We start from the raw sequence: 16,379 nt of genomic DNA, 5'->3' as shown, positions 1-16,379 counted from the left end.
TCGAAGGAGGTAAATTATGTTGCACAAGCGATTCAGATTGTCGGTTCTGGCACTCATTCTGTTATTCGTTCAGATTCCGCTATACGCGTCCGTCGCTTACGCCGATTCGAACTTGGCGCTGAACAAGCCGGTAACCGCTTCCGGCTACTCGGACGTCTACGATCCGGGCAGAGCCACGGACGGGAACGCGTCGACGTACTGGGAGAGCGCCAACAACGCGTTCCCGCAATGGATTCGGGTCGATCTGGGCGCGGCTTCGAACATTAACCAGATCGTCTTGAAGCTGCCGAACTCGACCTCATGGGCAACCCGTTCGCAGACGATCGCCATCGCGGGCAGCTCGAACGATTCGACTTACAACAATATCGCCGGGGCAACCAACTATACGTTCAACCCGTCCTCGGCGAACACGGTAACGATTCCGGTAACGGCCAACAACGTCCGCTACGTTCGTCTTACGTTCACGGCGAATACGGGCTGGCCGGCGGGACAACTATCCGAGTTCGAGGTCATCGGCAACCCCGCGACTTCGACGCCGAACGGCACTTACGAAGCCGAGTCGGCGGCGTTATCCGGCGGAGCGAAGACGAACACGGACCATGCCGGGTACTCCGGCTCGGGCTTCGTAGACGGGTATTGGACCCAAGGCGCGACGACGCAGTTCACGGTGAATGCCGCTTCGGCGGGCAACCACGCCGCAACGCTCAAGTACGCGAACGCGTCCGGCGGAGCGAAGAACGTCAGTCTGTACGTCAACGGTACGAAAATCAAGCAGACGACTCTCCCGAATCTCGCGAACTGGGATACCTGGTCCACGGTGGCCGAGACGGTCGCGCTGAATGCGGGCAATAACACGATTACGTATAAGTACGATCCGGGCGACTCCGGCAACGTTAACCTCGACACCTTGACGCTCGCTTATATCGGGCCAACCCCTACACCAACGCCAACTCCTACACCAACCCCGACGCCAACCCCGACACCAACGCCGACACCGACGCCGGGCTCGAATCTGGCGATCGGCAAGACGATCACCGCGACGTCGACCGTCCACACGTTCGTCGCGACGAACGCCAACGATAACTCGACGTCGACTTATTGGGAAGGCAGCGGCCATCCGAGCGACCTGACGGTCGATCTCGGCGCTAACGTCAATCTGTCCAGCGTCGTCTTGAAGCTGAACCCGGACAACGCCTGGGCGACGCGCACGCAGACGATCCAAGTGCTAGGCAGGGAGCAATCCGCGTCGGGCTTCTCGAACCTCGTCTCGGCGGCGACCTATACGTTCAACCCGGCCACTGGCAACAGCGTCTCCATCCCGGTATCCGGAACGGCAAGGGAAGTGAGACTCCGGATCACGACGAATACCGGCGCGCCTAGCGGCCAAGTGGCGGAATTCCAAGTGTACGGCACGGCGGCGCCGAACCCGGACTTGACGGTTACGAGCGCGACATGGTCGCCTGCGTCTCCGATCGAGACGAGCGCGATCACGCTGACCGCGAACGTGCGCAATGACGGCACGGCGGCGTCCGCCGCTTCGACCGTGAACTTCTATCTCGGAACGACGCTCGTCGGCTCCGCTCCGGTCGGCGCTCTCGCGGCCGGCGCGAACGCGAACGTCTCCGCGAACATCGGCGCGAAGGATGCCGGCACGTACGCGGTGTCCGCGAAGGTCGACGAGGCGAACGCCGTCGTCGAGCTGAACGAGTCGAACAATAGCTACGTGAACGCTTTGTCGCTCGTCGTGGCGCCCGTGCAGACGTCCGATTTGATCGGCAACGTCAGTTGGACGCCTAGCAATCCGTCAGCGGGCAATACGGTCGCCTTCAACGTTAACTTGAAGAACCAAGGCACGATCGCATCGGCAGGCGGCGCGCACGGCGTAACGGTTCTGCTGAAGAACGCCGCCGGAGCGACCATCCAGACGCTGACCGGCTCGTATTCGGGCACGATCGCCGCGGGCGCGTCGGTTAACGTCGCCGTCGGCACGTGGATTGCCGTTAACGGCAGTTACTCCGTCGCGACGACCGTCGCCGCCGACGCGAACGAAGTCGCGACGAAGCAAGCGAACAATACGAGCACCGCGAGCCTCTATTCGGGACGCGGCGCGAACATGCCGTTCACCGTTCTCGAAGCCGAGTCTTCGGCGAACGCCACGAACGGAACGAAGCTTGCGCCTAACTTCACGCCGGGCGACTTCGCCGGCGAAGCATCCGGCCGTTCCGCCGTCTATCTCGACGCGAACGGTGAGTACGTGGAGTTCACGTTGACCGCCCCGGCGAACGCGCTCGTGCTGCGCAACGCCGTCGCGGAGAATACGACGGGCACGGTCAGCGTATACGCGAACGGAGCCGACAAAGGCAACTTCGCGGTCACGTCGAAGTTCTCGTACCTGTACGCCTCCCCGACGACGCTTGGCCGTCTCGGCTATGACAATTCGGGAACCAAAGCTTACTGGCTGTACGAGGATTCCCAGCTCATGCTCGACCAGGTGTACCCGGTCGGCACGAAGATCAAGATCCAGAAGGACGCGGGCGACGTGTCCTGGATCTACGTGGACATGATCGAGACGGAGAACGTCGCGCCGGCGGCTTCCAACCCGGATCCGACGAAGTACGTGCAAGTGTCCGCGACGAAGTCGATCGATCAGGCGCTTAACGAGTTCCGTCAGGACGCGAACAAGAAGGGGATTTTCATCCCGGCGGGCACTTGGGAGATCGGCTCCAAGATCTACGTGTACGGACGCGCGACGGAGATCATCGGCGCCGGTCCATGGCATACGAAGCTCGTCGCGCCGACAAGCCAGACGAACACGGACGTCGGCTTCAACATCGCCTCGACCGCGAACGGCTCGACGATCAAGGACTTGTCCGCGTGGGGCAACTATATCTACAGAACGGACGGACCGGGCAAGTTCATCGACGGCAACGGCATGCAGAACGTTACGATCCAGAACGTGTGGGCTGAACACTTCGTCTGCCTGTATTGGGGCGTCAATTCCTCCTATAACACGTTCAAGGACAACCGCATCAAGAATATGTTCGCCGACGGCATCAACATGACGAACGGTTCGTCGTACAACGTCATCGACAACAACTACGCGCGCGGCACCGGCGACGACTCGTTCGCGCTGTTCAGCGCCATCGATTCCGGAGGCTCTTATAACGTCGGCAACGTGTACAAGAACTTGACGGCGACGGCCGTCCGGCGCGCAGCCGCGTTCGCGGCGTACGGCGGATCGGGCAACCTGTACCAGAACCTGTACGGAGCCGACACGCTCACGTATCCGGGACTGACGATCAGCAGCCTTAGCTTCGGCTACAACACGCTCGGCTTCGGCGACCAAGATTCCGTGTTCGACGGCATTACGCTCGATCGTACGGGCGGAGACTTCTGGACCAGCGTCGGAGCGGACGACAAGATCAACGATTATCAGAACTTCGGCGCGATTTGGATTTTCGGGGGCGACAGAGCCTTGAAGAACATATTGGTGAAAAACGTGGATATCAATAATCCGGTATACTTCGGAGTCATGTTCCAGACGAAATCGCCGGAAAACCTCGCCATGCAAAACATTCGCCTCGAGAACATCAACATCAATAACCCGACCCGCTACGGCATCAAGCTCGTCGTCAGCGCGGAACAGGGCCAAGGACCGGTCGTCGGCGGAGCCAGCTTCTCGAACGTGAAGATCAACAATCCGGGCGTTCAGGCGATCTACGGCACGAGCGGCAGCCCGAACTTCACGGTGACGAAGCTGTCGGGCAACAACTGGTAAGCGCGTAATCGATCGGCGCAATCGCAACAACGGCGGTCCGGGTATGATCCCGAACCGCCGTTTTTTGCGCTTGCTGGAAGCCAATAACTAGAACCGGCCGGACATCCTCTTAGGGAGAGTCCACGCCGTAATGGCGGCGAGGGCGATCCACAGGATATCGTAGCCGCCGAACGCGTCGCCGAAGCTGACGGCGCCGTCCAAGCTGATGCCCAGCTCGTCTTCGATTTCTTTGACGCTTAGATAGAAGTCGAGGTATTTGCCTCCGATGACTCCCGCCAGCGCGAACGCGACGGAGACGACAAGGTGGTTTTGCGCGAGCTGCGATTTCGCCGCGAACGCGACGCCGAGTCCGACGAGTCCGCCGATCGCCCACGCCAAGACGCCGATCTCGGTGTTGCTGTAGAACGTGATCAAGCCCCAGGCGATCGCCCCGACCAAGGCGGCGACGGCCGCCAGAGCCGCGACCTTGCCCATCGTTTGCTGAGGAGAAGCCTCGGGAGGAGCCAGTTCCGGTCTCAGCTGCACCTCGAAGCGGTCGTTCGTTTGATTTTCCACATCGTCACCCAATCCGTAGGAGAATATTGTCGAGCTTTGTTTTATTTCTACGCGGCCTGTCGTTTTCCTGCATTACCCAGTACTGTAATAATCATTTTGTCTTCCCTGTGACAATCGCCGCCGAAACGTCGTCCGAACGCCCGCGATTTTGTCAGATCCGCATGGAAAGTGGTATAATATTGTGCATTTGAGGGACTTGGACAAGGGCGGAGGAACATCAATGTTCGCGATGATTCAACTATATGCGGAAGCGAAGCTGAACCCGATGGACAAAATGTGGGTATCGTTCATCGGAATCGGCCTGATGGTGCTGGCCGCGCTCATCATTACGTTCGCCCGCAACAAGACGAAGGGCTGGGTGAAGCTCGTCCTGACGCTCGTCGCGGTCGTCATGCTCATCTACGGAATGATCTGCGGATTTTTATCGATCGTATAATTCATGAACGCATCACGGAGGGACACAGGATTGATTACGCTAACGGGAAAAACACGAACGACGACGATCGAGCCGACGACCGGCGCGACGTTGCTGAAGCTCGCCCAGGACGCGGGAATCGATTGGCTGTACAATTGCTCGCGCGGAACGTGCGCGAAGTGCAGGTGCATCGTTACCGAGGGGGTCTCTCTGCTGGCCGAATCGACCGACGAAGAGTGGGAACGCCTCGGACCGGACGAGCTGGAAGCGGGCTACCGGCTAGGCTGCCAAGCCGTCGTCGCTCAGGCGGGCACGATCGCGGCGAAGAACAAGCCGTATTTCTAATCGATCCATCAACAAGCAGAATGGAAGTGACTTGCATGCATACCGGTGAGCCCTTGTCCGCGCTGGTCCGTCTGGCGGAGCTGCTGGACGGCTGCGGCGTCCCTTGGGTCGTCGGAGGAAGCACCGGCCTCGCGCTGCGCGGGGCCAATCTCGACCGGGAGCCCCGCGACTTGGACGTGTACGCGGACCGCGAGGCCATTCCGGCGCTGCACGCGAAGCTGTCGACGCACGCGATCGACGGTCCCGCGGACAACGAGACGGACATCTACCGCTCGGTGCTATCGCACTACGAAGTGTCCGGCACGGTCGTCGAGCTCGTCGGAGACTTTCGCATTTCATCGTCGGGATCGACGTACCGGACCGAAGTGGAACTCGCTCTCTATCCGCATGCCGACGACTCGGCCGTGCGCGGCGCGAGCGCGAAGCTCATCCCGCTTGGGCACGAGTTGATCTTCAACATCCTGCGCGACCGAATGGACCGCGCGCGGGTCATCGGGAACTTGATCGCCGCGGACGCCTCGAGGCACATGCCCGTGCTTCTCCTGCTCATCGAGCGGAATCGGCTGTCGGACGACGTCGCGCGACTGGCGCTGCGGATGGCGCAAGGCGGCAACGAGGAGGGGCGGCCATGAGCCGGCAGCGTCCCGTCGTGACGTTCCTTCCGGCCCGCAAGACGGTCGAAGCGAGACCCGGCACGTCGTTGCTCGACGCGTCGAAGCGCGCTAACGCGGGCGTCCGCACCCGCTGCGGCGGCGTTGCGGGCTGCCTCATGTGCAAGGTGAACGTAGCGCCCGATCAGGCAAGGTTCTTGACGCCGCCGACGAATGCCGAGGTTCGCAAGCTCGGGCCGCTGCTGGATGCCGGCATGCGATTGTCTTGTCAGGCGCGCGTCGTCGGGGACGTCTCGGTGACCGTCCCGGAGGATCCGCTCAAGGCGGCGATCCGCAAGAAGCTCGAGGAGCAGGAAGAAGACGATTGGTTACGATAGCCGTAACGTAGGAGGATTACAACGATGAACATTCGCGCGATATCCCGCGCCGCGACGGTCGCGATGCTGATCGCGATGCTGGCGCTCGCCGGGTGCATGTATCCGGACGACAATACGCCGGGAGGCCAGGCGACCGCCCGCGAGTCGGTGCTGAACGTGCAGGACGCCATCGACCGCTATTACGAGAAGACGGGCGTGCTACCGATCGAGAACGCGGATGAAGCGACGCCGCTCTACGAGAAGTACAAGATCGACCTTGGCAAGCTTCAACGGACGGACTACTTGGGCAGCGTGCCCCCGATCGCGTTCGAGAAGGGCGGCCGCTTCCAATTCATCGTCATCGACGAGGAGACGAAGCCTCTGGTCAAGCTGCTCGACCTCGTCGCGTTCCAGCAAGTGAGCGACGTGCGGAAGAAAGTCGAGCAATACTTCATGGCTAACGGAGGGGGACTCCCTGCCGGCAACCAGCTTTACCCCGGCTTGGTCGGCATCGACTTCGAGAAGCTCGGCATGGACGAGCCCGACGTAAGAAGCGTCTACTCCAACCAGCCGCTTCCGCTGATGATGGACGCCGCCGGACGGGTATACGTCGATTACGGCATCGATATCGCCACGGCGATGAACAAATCGCAGTCGACGCCGACGGGAGACGCCGATCTGCGCCGGTATTTGATCGACGCTTCCTATTACGTGCCGGTCAAATCGACCGAATACCGGTACGTCGACGGCGCTCCGCAAGCGGTCGATCCGATCGCGAAGCCCTTGAAGCAGCAATGAACTTTTTCCGAAAGGGAGAGACATACGTCTCTCTCTTTTTTCATATGCTCAGGAGGGAAACAATAGGGGCGCCGGCGGCCGTACGTCGGTATGGCAAACATTTTGTACGTGCTTCGTCATAATCGCGGCGTTCGCACATACAATGTTACCAGTCCAAATTCGTGTACGAGTTCCGCCCAGCAGGCGGGTCACGAAACGTTTCGCGATTACGATGGGAGGGAATCTCAGTGGAAAAAGTGGACATTTTCAAAGATATCGCCGAGCGCACCGGCGGCGACATCTACCTCGGGGTCGTTGGTGCCGTCCGAACGGGCAAATCGACCTTCATTAAACGGTTCATGGAAACCGTAGTGTTGCCGAATATCGCTCTGGAGGCGGACCGCGTGCGCGCGATCGACGAGCTGCCGCAGAGCGCCGCCGGGCGTACGATTATGACGACGGAGCCGAAGTTCGTGCCGAACAACGCCGTGCAGCTCAAGGTGGCGGAAGGGCTCGAAGTGAACGTGCGTCTCGTCGATTGCGTGGGATACACGGTAGAAGGCGCCAAAGGCTTCGAGGACGAGAGCGGGCCGCGCATGATTACGACGCCGTGGTTCGAAGAGCCGATTCCGTTCCAGGAAGCGGCCGAGATCGGCACCCGCAAAGTCATTCAGGAGCATTCCACGCTAGGCGTCGTCGTGACGACGGACGGCTCGATCGCCGAAATTCCGCGCAGCGCTTACATAGGCGCCGAGGAGCGCGTCGTCAGCGAGCTGAAGGAAGTCGGCAAGCCGTTCGTGCTCGTCATCAACTCCTCGCGTCCGAAATCCGAGGAAGCGTTGGCGCTGCGCAGCGAGCTGCAGCAAAAATACGATATTCCGGTGCTGACGCTCAGCGCGGCGACGATGGGCGAGGAAGAAGTGTTCGGCGTGCTGCGGGAAGTGCTGTACGAATTCCCGGTTCACGAAGTGAACGTCAACCTTCCGAGCTGGGTCATGGTGCTCAACGAAAACCATTGGCTCCGTTCGAGCTACGAGAATTCGGTTCGCGAGACGGTCAAGGACATTCGCCGCCTGCGCGACGTCGATCGCGTCGTATCGCAATTCATCGAATACGATTTCATCTCTCGCGCCGGTCTGAGCGGAATGAACCTCGGTCAAGGCGTCGCCGAGATCGACTTGTTCGCGCCGGACGAATTGTACGATAAAATTCTAACCGAAGTGGTCGGCACGGAAATCCGCGGCAAAGACCACCTGCTCCAGCTCATGCAGGAGTTCTCGCACGCGAAGCGGGAATACGACCGGTTCGCGGAAGCGCTGGAGATGGTCAAGACGACCGGCTACGGCATCGCCGCTCCGTCCCTCGCCGAGATGCAGCTCGACGAGCCGGAGCTCATCCGCCAAGGCTCGCGCTTCGGCGTAAGGCTGAAGGCGACGGCGCCGTCGATCCATATGATCCGCGTCGACGTCGAATCGGAGTTCGCGCCGATTATCGGGACGGAGAAGCAGAGCGAGGAGCTCGTGCGCTACCTGATGCAAGACTTCGAGAAGGATCCGATCCGGATCTGGGATTCCGATATTTTCGGACGCTCGCTCCATTCCATCGTGAGGGAAGGCATCCAGGGCAAGATCGCGATGATGCCGGACAACGCGCGCTACAAGCTGCAGGAGACTCTCGGACGCATCATCAACGAAGGCTCCGGCGGTCTGATCGCCATCATTCTGTAACGAAGATCATCGAACGCGAAGCGATTCAGGGTTCTCGGACCCGGGTCGCTTCGCGTTTTTGGTTCGCGTTCCGATTCTCCGAATGTCAAGAGAGCGAACCCGATAGATACATATCTGTCACACAATAAGGGAAATATCTAATCTATATCGCACAATCGTTTTGACAAAAACCGACTAATACACTAGGATATAAAAAAGAGAGAGAAACTAACGACATGGGAGAGAGTGTTCAGATGAAAAAACCGTTACTGCTTATTCTTACGTTCGTATTGCTCGGGGGGCTTCTTGCGGCTTGCGGATCGAAAAATTCGAATAACGAAAACGCGGGCGCCAGCTCGCCGGCAAGCACCGCAGGCGCATCGCCGTCCGCGGACGCGAAAGATCTGAAAATCGCGTTGGTCACGCCGGAGCCGATCGGCGTCAACGCATTCTTCGTACTTATGGATGAAGGCTTCAAAAAAGCAGGGGAAGAATTCGGAGTCGAAGTCAAGACGATCGAGTCCACCGACCCGGCTTCCATCGAACAGAACCTTAGAACGGCCGCCGCGGGCGATTACGATCTGATCATCACGTCCACGTTCCAAGTCGAGGACGCGCTCAAGAAGATCGCTCCCGAATTCCCGGACAAGGCGTTCGCCGTCATCGATACGGTCGTCGACCTTCCGAACGTTCGCAGCGTAGCGTTCCGCGAACAAGAAGCTTCTTACCTCCTCGGCGCGGCAGCGGCTCTCGTATCCAAATCGGGTACGGTCGGCAACGTCGTCGCGGTCGACATTCCGCTGATGAAGAAGTATACGGGCGGATTCGAGCAAGGCGCGAAATCTATTAACCCGGACATCAAAGTTCTGGTAGGTTACGTAGGCGGATTCACGGATCCGGCGAAAGCGAAAGAACTCGCGCTTCTGCAAAACTCCCAAGGCGCCGACTTCGTAGCGGGCATGTCCGCGGTAGGCGATCTGGGCGTGTTCGAAGCGGCGGGCGAGAAAGGCTTCTTCACCTCCGGTCAAGACACGGACAACACGGACGGCAAACAAGTCATCCTCGCGCAGCTGAAGGGCACGGATGCCGTCGCATACGAGACGGTTAAAGATTTCGTAGCGGGCAACTTCTCGTACGGCGTTCGCGATTACGGGCTTAAAGAAGGCGGAGTAGGCTTGACTTTCGTCAACAAAGAAAGCAAATCGCCGCTTAACGACGCGATCGGACAAGCGAACGTTGACAAGTTGAAGAAGATCAATGATGATATTGTGGCAGGGACGATCGTCGTCAACAACCCGCTTCAATAATATCTTGCGAACCGCATACCGCTTAATGTAACCGGCTGCCCTTAAGCAGCCGGTTTCCTATGCTTTCGGACAACGGATAGGAGGATTTCGAATGTTGCTCGAGATGGAACGGATTTCGAAGAGCTACGGCGACGTTAAGGCCAACCGGGATATCGACTATTCGCTCAGGAAGGGCGAAGTCCATGCGATCGTAGGCGAGAACGGCGCCGGCAAAACGACCTTGATGCGTATTCTGTACGGGATGGAACAGCCCTCTTCGGGGACGATCAAGCTGAACGGCAAGGAAGCGTCGTTCGCCGATCCGAAAGACGCGATCCGATGCGGAATCGGGATGGTCCATCAGCACTTCATGCTGTTCCCGAATTTCACGGTCGCCGAGAACATCGTCATCGGCAACGAACCGGGAAAGCTGAGGTTCGACCGCAAGGCCGCCATCGCGGAAGTCGAAGCGCTGTCTCGTACATACGGCATTAAAGTCGATCCCCGGGCGATCGTCGGCGAGTGCCCGCTCGGCGTCCAGCAGCGCGTGGAAATTCTTAAGGTGCTCCATCAGGGAGCGGAGATCATCATTCTGGACGAGCCGACGGGCGTCCTTACGCCGCTCGAGGTGAAGGAGCTGCTGGACGCGATCAAAGCGTTGACGCTGAAGGGAAAGAGCTTCATCCTGATCAGTCATAAGCTTAACGAGGTCATGAGCGCCGCGGACCGCATTACGGTATTGCGGGACGGTCAAGTGACGGGTACGTTAGAGGCGGCGCAGACGAACGTCGAGCAATTGTCCAAGCTCATGGTCGGCCGATCGCTCGCGCCGACGGCGAAGCGTCCGTCGTTCCCGACGCATACGGTTCTAGCGCTGCAAGACGTCTCGATCGCCGGAAGCGGGAGCAAGCCCTTGCTGGATGCGGTCAGCATGGACGTGAAGGCCGGGGAAATCGTCGGAGTCGCGGGCATATCCGGCAACGGCCAGTCCGAGCTCATCCAAGCGATCTCCGGATTGCTCCCGATCGACCAAGGCCGCATTTCCCTTATGGGTGCCGACGTGACGGGCAGAAGCGCCCGCGAGATACGGGCTGCGGGGCTGGCCCACATTCCCGAGGATCGTTACATCTGGGGGGCGAACAAGTCCGCTACCGTGGCGGAGACCGGGATCATGGGACACCAACGCAGGCTCGGGCGGTTCGGGTTATTGAACGGCAAGGCAACGAAATCCCTCGTTAGAGGGTGGATCGAACAGTTCTCGATCAAAGCGGGCTCGGTCGACAATCAAACCCAGAACTTATCCGGAGGCAATCTCCAGAAGCTGATCGTCGCCCGGGAGCTGGCGCAACAATCGCCGTTCTTGATCGCCGCGGAACCGACTCGCGGCGTCGACATCGGCGCGATGGAGACGATACACGATCAATTGATACGGAAGCGGGACGGCGGAGGCGCTATCCTGCTCGTCTCGTCCGAACTGTCGGAAGTACTCAAGTTGTCCGATCGCATTCTCGTCATGTACGAAGGTCGAATCGCGGGTCAACTGCCGGTTAACGAGGCCACCGAGGAGAAAATAAGCTTGTTGATGGCGGGAGGCAAACGGAATGAACAACCTCAATAAATGGCTTCGTCCGTTGTCCGGACCGTTCTTCGCGATATTGATCGGGTTGTTGGCCGGTTCGATCGCCATCCTCGTCGCGGGAGGTTCCGTTACGGAAACGTATTCGGAAATGTGGAAAGGCGCTTTCGGAAGCTTTTACTTTTTCGCCAGCACGCTAAGCCGAGCGACTCCCGTCATCCTGATCGGAATGGGCGCGGTTATGGCCTTCCGTTCGGGCTTCTTCAATCTCGGCGCGGAAGGTCAAATGGTGCTGGGCGGATTAAGCGCTGCGCTCGTAGGCGTCTATCTTCCCGGACCGGGATGGCTCGTATGCATCGCGGCGATCGTCGCCGGTATCTTGGCGGGCGGGTTGTGGTCGGCGATGGCCGGCTATTTCGACGTGAAGTTCCGCGTGAATCTTCTTATCACGACGCTATTGCTCAACTATATCGCCTCGCTGTTGGCCGGCTACATGGTCGCTTATCCGTTCAAGGATAAAACAGGTTCGGCGGCGATGGCGCAGAGCGAGATGCTGGATGCGGGCATATGGCTTCCGAAACTGTTCAAGGGCACCGCGGCGCATGCCGGATTAATCATTGCCGTCCTCGCCGTGATCGTCATCTTCGTCTATCTATCGAGGTCCGTATCGGGTTACGAAGCGCGCATGCTGGGAGGCAATCCTCTGTTCGCCGTGTACGGCGGAATCAAGCGGACGTCGCTCATGCTCGCCACGATGTTCGCCAGCGGCGGACTCGCCGGATTGGCGGGAGCTTCCGAGGTGCTCGGCTCGCAATACCGTTATATCGACAACGCGTTCTCGTCGGCGGATTACGCATGGACGGGCATAATGGCCGCTCTGCTCGCGAACGCGAATCCGATCGGAACGGCGATCGCGGCGTTCTTCCTGGCCGCGCTGCAGACGGGCGGCATGGGCGTCGAATTGAACACGGACGTGCCGCTCGAGATCGGCGCGGTCATTCAGGCGGTATTGATTCTGTTCATCACGGTGAAATTCACGCTCGGATGGAGACGGAGAAAGGGGCGTAAACAAGATGGATCAGTTGTTTGACCTCGCATTGCTCAATTCCGCGCTCCGCGTGCTGACGCCGATCCTGCTGGCCGCGCTCGGCGGCGCGCTATGCGCCCGGGCCGGTCTGTTCAACGTCGGATTGGAAGGCCTGATGCTGATCGGCGCGTTCTCCGCGATCGTAGGCAACCATTACTTGGAGAACACGGCGCTTGCCATCCTATTCGCGATCGCTTGCGTGTCCGTCTTCTCGCTCTTGTTCGCGTATTTAAGCATTCATCTGCAAGCGAACGTGATCGTCGTGGGCATCGCGATGAACTTCTTGGCGCTCGGATTGACGACGTTCAGCCTTCGAACGATATTTCACGTCAAAGGCGCCTATCATAATAGCGAAATGGTCGGACTTCCGAAATGGAACATTCCGCTGATCGAGGATATTCCGGTCGTCGGCGACATTCTGTCCGGCCAATCTCCGCTCGTCTATATGGCGTTGGCTCTTGCCGGACTCGTCTGGTTCTACTTCTACCGGACGATCGGCGGGTTCCGCTTCCTGGCCGCGGGCAGCAATCCGCTGGCGGCCAGGAGCATCGGCATTCGCGTGCGGCGATACCAGTACGGGGCGGTATTGGCTTGCGGCGTTCTGTGCGCGTTGGCCGGCGCTCAGCTGTCCTTGGGGCAAGTGACGATGTTCACCGAAGGGATGACGGCGGGGCGCGGATTCATCGCGCTCGTCGCCATGATGCTCGGTCAGTCCGGCCCGCTCGGCGTCGTCGCTTCAAGCGCGCTGTTCGGGCTGATGGACGCGTTCAGCATCCGTCTGCAGGGCATATCTTGGCCTTCCCATTTCACGCAAATGGTTCCGTACGTCGTCACGATCGTCGCGATGTTCTTCTTCAAAGACAAGGGGTTCTTGAAAGACGCCCAAAGCGCGGGATCCAGCTCCAGATAGCCCAGGCACCACGAACGATAAGCGTTAACACGGAGGTAGAACCATGCATAATAAAGCGGATCGATTGAAGAACGCGAAAGTCATCTTGCCTTCGAACGTAAGCGCCGAGCTCGCGGACCGCATTCCGCCGGGACAAACCTTCACGGAGAAGTTTCCGATACTTCACGAAGGAGAGGTCCCCGAGTACGATCTGAAGCAGTGGACCTTAACGGTCGACGGCGAAGTCGAAGAGGCGGTCGCCTTCGGCTACGACGATATCCTTAAGCTTCCGAGCACGCGAATCCAGCGCGATATCCACTGCGTCACGCGCTGGTCCAAGCTCGATACCGAGTGGGAAGGCGTGCTGTTCAAGGATTTGCTCTCCTCAATCAAGGTCAAGCCGGATGCCAAGTACGTCATGTTCCATGCGGATCAGGATTACGAGACGAACGTTCCACTTGCCGATCTGATGCTGGACGACGTCATGTTGGCCTACCGTTACGCGGGAGAGCCTTTAACGCCGAAGCACGGATGGCCGTTGCGCGCGCTCGTTCCTCATCGTTATTTCTGGAAAAGCGCGAAATGGATTCGGCGGATCGAGTTCATGAAGGAAGACCGCCCGGGATTCTGGGAGCGCAACGGTTTCCATAACGAAGCCGATCCGTTCGCCGAGCAACGTTTCTCCGGAGAGGACTTGCCCATACCGGAAGACGAATGGACGAAGAAGGAGTTCGATTAATATGTTTCTGCCTATTCTGCAAATTCACTCGGAAGACATTCCTCCTTACGCGATCGTCTGCGGAGATCCGAAGAGGGCCGAGCTCATCTCCCGCAAGCTGGATAACGCGCGGGAGCTGTCGTTCAGTCGGGAATACCGTACGTTCGTCGGCGAAATCGGCGGCGTCCGCTTGGCCGTCGTCAGCCACGGCGTCGGGTCGGCCGGCGCGGCGATATGCTTCGAGGAGCTGATCCGCGCGGGCGCGACCACGTTGATTCGGGTAGGTACCGCGGGTTCCTACTCGGAAGCCACGCCGGCGGGCAGCCTGATCGTAAGCACGGCGGCCGTCCGCACGGACGGCTTGACGCGACAGCTCGTTCCGGATGGGTTCCCGGCCGTCGGAGACGGCCAAGTAGTCGAAGCCTTGTACGAATCGGCGCTGGAGCAAGGCGGCATCGTCGCCAAAGGCATTACGGTAACGTTGGACGTCTTCTTCCAAGGCGCGTTGGAAATCCCGCATAAGCAGTACAAGCAAGCGGGAGCGTTGGCGGTCGAGATGGAGATCGCCGCGTTATACGTCATCGCGAGCCTGCGGGGCGTCAGAGCGGGAGCGATCTTGGCCTTGGACGGATTCGCGGACGCGGATTTGGCCGCGGTGTACGATCCTGGCGCCGACGTGGTGGCGCAAGCGGTCGAACGCGAGATCGCCGCGGCGCTGCGGGCGGTCGTGAAGCTCGCGGAACGCGCTTAAACTGCGCAAATCCGCGCCCCGCTTGAAAATTTCGAAGACCCGAGTGTATAATTTCCGTGTAATCGGTTAAACAGATAACATGCCATGTACCCGCCCTGGGAGGTGAATGCCATGAATAAAACCGAATTGATCACCAAAGTGGCCGAGTTGGCCGACTTGTCCAAGAAAGACGCGACTTCCGCCGTCGACGCCGTGTTCGACGTCATCTCCGAAGCGCTTCAGTCCGGCGATAAAGTACAACTCGTAGGCTTCGGAAATTTCGAAGTCCGCGAACGTTCCGCCCGCAAAGGACGCAACCCGCAAACCGGCGTGGAAATCGATATTCCGGCCGGGAAAATCCCTGCATTCAAGCCGGGCAAAGCGTTGAAAGAAGGCATTAAATAAAAGGTTCGAGTTTCGTGGAAGGTCCATTTCCCGGCCGGCGCGCGCAAGCAGCGTCCGAGGGAGATGGTCTTTTTGCTGTCACGGGGTCTAATAAGCTAGCTCCATGTTGCGCCGCGGAAACGGCCTATGCTATAATTTTGCACATATAAGATTCGGGACGTAGCGCAGCCCGGTAGCGCGCACCCTTGGGGTGGGTGAGGTCGAGAGTTCGAATCTCTCCGTTCCGACCATATCAAATCGAGGGTGATTGCGTCCCAATGAGCGCAGGCGAACAAGAATACGTCGTCGTGAAGGCGAAGGATAACGGCGTGACGGTCATCGGATTGACGCGCGGCCAAGATACGAAGTTCCACCACACCGAGAAGCTGGACAAGGGCGAAGTGCTGATCGCCCAGTTCACCGACCATACCTCCGCGGTGAAAGTCCGCGGGAGAGCGACGGTCTGGACGAAGCACGGCGTCGTCGAAGCCGGAGAGTAACGCCGCGAGGCGCGAGCAAAGAGCAGGCATAGCCTGTTCTTTTTTGTTGTACACATAAGAAGAGCGGCGGAGCTTGAAGGGGGCGAGGGAATGGCGGTCGTACATTGGCGAAGATGGGGCATCTTAATCGCGTCGGGCTTGATCGCGGTCGTCCTGCTCGCGCGGCTTAGCGCGATCGACGAGACGATGAAGCAGCGCCGCGCGGCCGCGTTCGTATTCGAGCCCGCGAACGCGGGCATGCTGCGCGACGATAACCTCGTTAACGAGATGGCCAGCCTATCCGCGGACATGCGGCTGCTTCGCGTCCGTTGGGATCACGGCATTCTCGCCGTGGACTTGGCCGCTTCGGCGCCGTCGGACTTCTGGATGAACGCCGCGGCGATCGTAACTTTCGCGTTCAAGGATAAGAACAACGTCGGCCAAGTTCTGATTCGCGCGTTCGATGGCAACAATGATGAACGTGCGCTTCTATCGTCGATCGAGACCCGGCGAACCGACTGGACGGAGAAGGAGCTGTCCCGTTTGCGGCCGACCGATCTGGAGCTCGATGACGCCGCGCGGTCCCGCGTTCGCATGACGATTACGCCCGCGGGAGAGCGATGGCTGCGAAATTTTGCAATTTCATGAACATCGCGCGGCGCTTATGCGAGCCCGGCGCGGATATGC

At 59.4% G+C, this 16,379-nt stretch carries 17 protein-coding genes and 1 tRNA gene; 17 read left to right on the top strand and 1 reads right to left on the bottom strand.

Annotation, left to right across the window (positions count from 1 at the left end):
* Positions 1–16: 16 nt before the first annotated feature.
* Positions 17–3,778, top strand: coding sequence for a CARDB domain-containing protein (locus ACFQZG_RS03015; protein ID WP_378149847.1), 3,762 nt, complete (start codon positions 17–19; stop codon positions 3,776–3,778).
* An 87-nt stretch (positions 3,779–3,865) separates the two neighbouring features.
* Here the strand turns inward: ACFQZG_RS03015 and ACFQZG_RS03010 are convergent, their stop codons facing one another.
* Positions 3,866–4,333, bottom strand: a complete 468-nt coding sequence (locus tag ACFQZG_RS03010) for a hypothetical protein (RefSeq protein WP_378149845.1) — start codon at positions 4,331–4,333, stop codon at positions 3,866–3,868.
* Positions 4,334–4,553: 220 nt separating this feature from the next.
* On the opposite strand from ACFQZG_RS03010, the gene ACFQZG_RS03005 reads away from it, so the two are divergent.
* The 16 genes from ACFQZG_RS03005 to ACFQZG_RS02930 all read left to right on the top strand — a co-directional run bounded on the left by ACFQZG_RS03005 (position 4,554) and on the right by ACFQZG_RS02930 (position 16,340).
* Entirely contained in the window at positions 4,554–4,769 is a 216-nt protein-coding gene (locus tag ACFQZG_RS03005) for a DUF2768 family protein (RefSeq protein WP_378149843.1), read from the top strand.
* A gap of 30 nt (positions 4,770–4,799) precedes the next feature.
* A complete protein-coding gene (locus ACFQZG_RS03000) occupies positions 4,800–5,093 on the top strand; it encodes a 2Fe-2S iron-sulfur cluster-binding protein (protein ID WP_378149842.1) in 294 nt (97 codons plus the stop codon).
* A gap of 35 nt (positions 5,094–5,128) precedes the next feature.
* Entirely contained in the window at positions 5,129–5,725 is a 597-nt protein-coding gene (locus ACFQZG_RS02995) for a nucleotidyltransferase domain-containing protein (protein ID WP_378149840.1), read from the top strand.
* Positions 5,722–6,081, top strand: coding sequence for a 2Fe-2S iron-sulfur cluster-binding protein (locus tag ACFQZG_RS02990; RefSeq protein WP_378149839.1), 360 nt, complete (start codon positions 5,722–5,724; stop codon positions 6,079–6,081). The genes ACFQZG_RS02995 and ACFQZG_RS02990 overlap by 4 nt, the downstream gene beginning before the upstream one ends.
* A gap of 24 nt (positions 6,082–6,105) precedes the next feature.
* A complete protein-coding gene (locus ACFQZG_RS02985; protein ID WP_378149837.1) occupies positions 6,106–6,858 on the top strand; it encodes a hypothetical protein in 753 nt (250 codons plus the stop codon).
* Between the two features lie 227 nt (positions 6,859–7,085).
* The gene (gene spoIVA, locus ACFQZG_RS02980; RefSeq protein ID WP_378149835.1) at positions 7,086–8,564 is read left to right on the top strand and encodes a stage IV sporulation protein A; all 1,479 of its coding nucleotides are present in this window, start codon (positions 7,086–7,088) and stop codon (positions 8,562–8,564) included.
* Between the two features lie 233 nt (positions 8,565–8,797).
* Positions 8,798–9,850: a BMP family lipoprotein gene (locus tag ACFQZG_RS02975; protein WP_378149833.1), complete on the top strand. Its 1,053-nt coding sequence runs from the start codon at positions 8,798–8,800 to the stop codon at positions 9,848–9,850.
* Between the two features lie 91 nt (positions 9,851–9,941).
* Entirely contained in the window at positions 9,942–11,447 is a 1,506-nt protein-coding gene (locus ACFQZG_RS02970; RefSeq protein ID WP_378149832.1) for an ABC transporter ATP-binding protein, read from the top strand.
* Positions 11,431–12,495 carry an ABC transporter permease gene (locus tag ACFQZG_RS02965; protein WP_378149830.1) on the top strand — a complete coding sequence of 355 codons (1,065 nt, stop codon included), beginning with the start codon at positions 11,431–11,433 and terminating at the stop codon, positions 12,493–12,495. The genes ACFQZG_RS02970 and ACFQZG_RS02965 overlap by 17 nt, the downstream gene beginning before the upstream one ends.
* Entirely contained in the window at positions 12,479–13,402 is a 924-nt protein-coding gene (locus tag ACFQZG_RS02960) for an ABC transporter permease (RefSeq protein WP_378149829.1), read from the top strand. Before ACFQZG_RS02965 ends, ACFQZG_RS02960 begins: the two co-directional genes overlap by 17 nt.
* Positions 13,403–13,445: 43 nt before the next feature.
* Positions 13,446–14,120 (top strand): sulfite oxidase-like oxidoreductase, encoded by a 675-nt coding sequence (locus tag ACFQZG_RS02955; protein WP_378149828.1) that lies wholly within the window; start codon positions 13,446–13,448, stop codon positions 14,118–14,120.
* Position 14,121: 1 nt separating this feature from the next.
* On the top strand, positions 14,122–14,850 hold the full coding sequence (locus ACFQZG_RS02950) for a nucleoside phosphorylase (protein WP_378149827.1): 729 nt from the start codon (positions 14,122–14,124) through the stop codon (positions 14,848–14,850).
* Between the two features lie 111 nt (positions 14,851–14,961).
* Entirely contained in the window at positions 14,962–15,234 is a 273-nt protein-coding gene (locus ACFQZG_RS02945; RefSeq protein WP_378149825.1) for an HU family DNA-binding protein, read from the top strand.
* 153 nt (positions 15,235–15,387) lie between these two features.
* A tRNA-Pro gene (locus ACFQZG_RS02940) sits at positions 15,388–15,464 on the top strand.
* Between the two features lie 27 nt (positions 15,465–15,491).
* On the top strand, positions 15,492–15,713 hold the full coding sequence (gene mtrB / locus ACFQZG_RS02935; RefSeq protein WP_378149823.1) for a trp RNA-binding attenuation protein MtrB: 222 nt from the start codon (positions 15,492–15,494) through the stop codon (positions 15,711–15,713).
* Positions 15,714–15,803: 90 nt separating this feature from the next.
* Positions 15,804–16,340 carry a hypothetical protein gene (locus ACFQZG_RS02930; protein WP_378149821.1) on the top strand — a complete coding sequence of 179 codons (537 nt, stop codon included), beginning with the start codon at positions 15,804–15,806 and terminating at the stop codon, positions 16,338–16,340.
* The last annotated feature ends 39 nt before the right edge of the window (positions 16,341–16,379 follow it).

It is taken from the genome of Cohnella sp. GCM10027633, assembly GCF_042675445.1.
GTDB lineage: Bacteria > Bacillota > Bacilli > Paenibacillales > Paenibacillaceae > Cohnella.
This window is presented reverse-complemented; position numbering and strand designations above follow the sequence as displayed.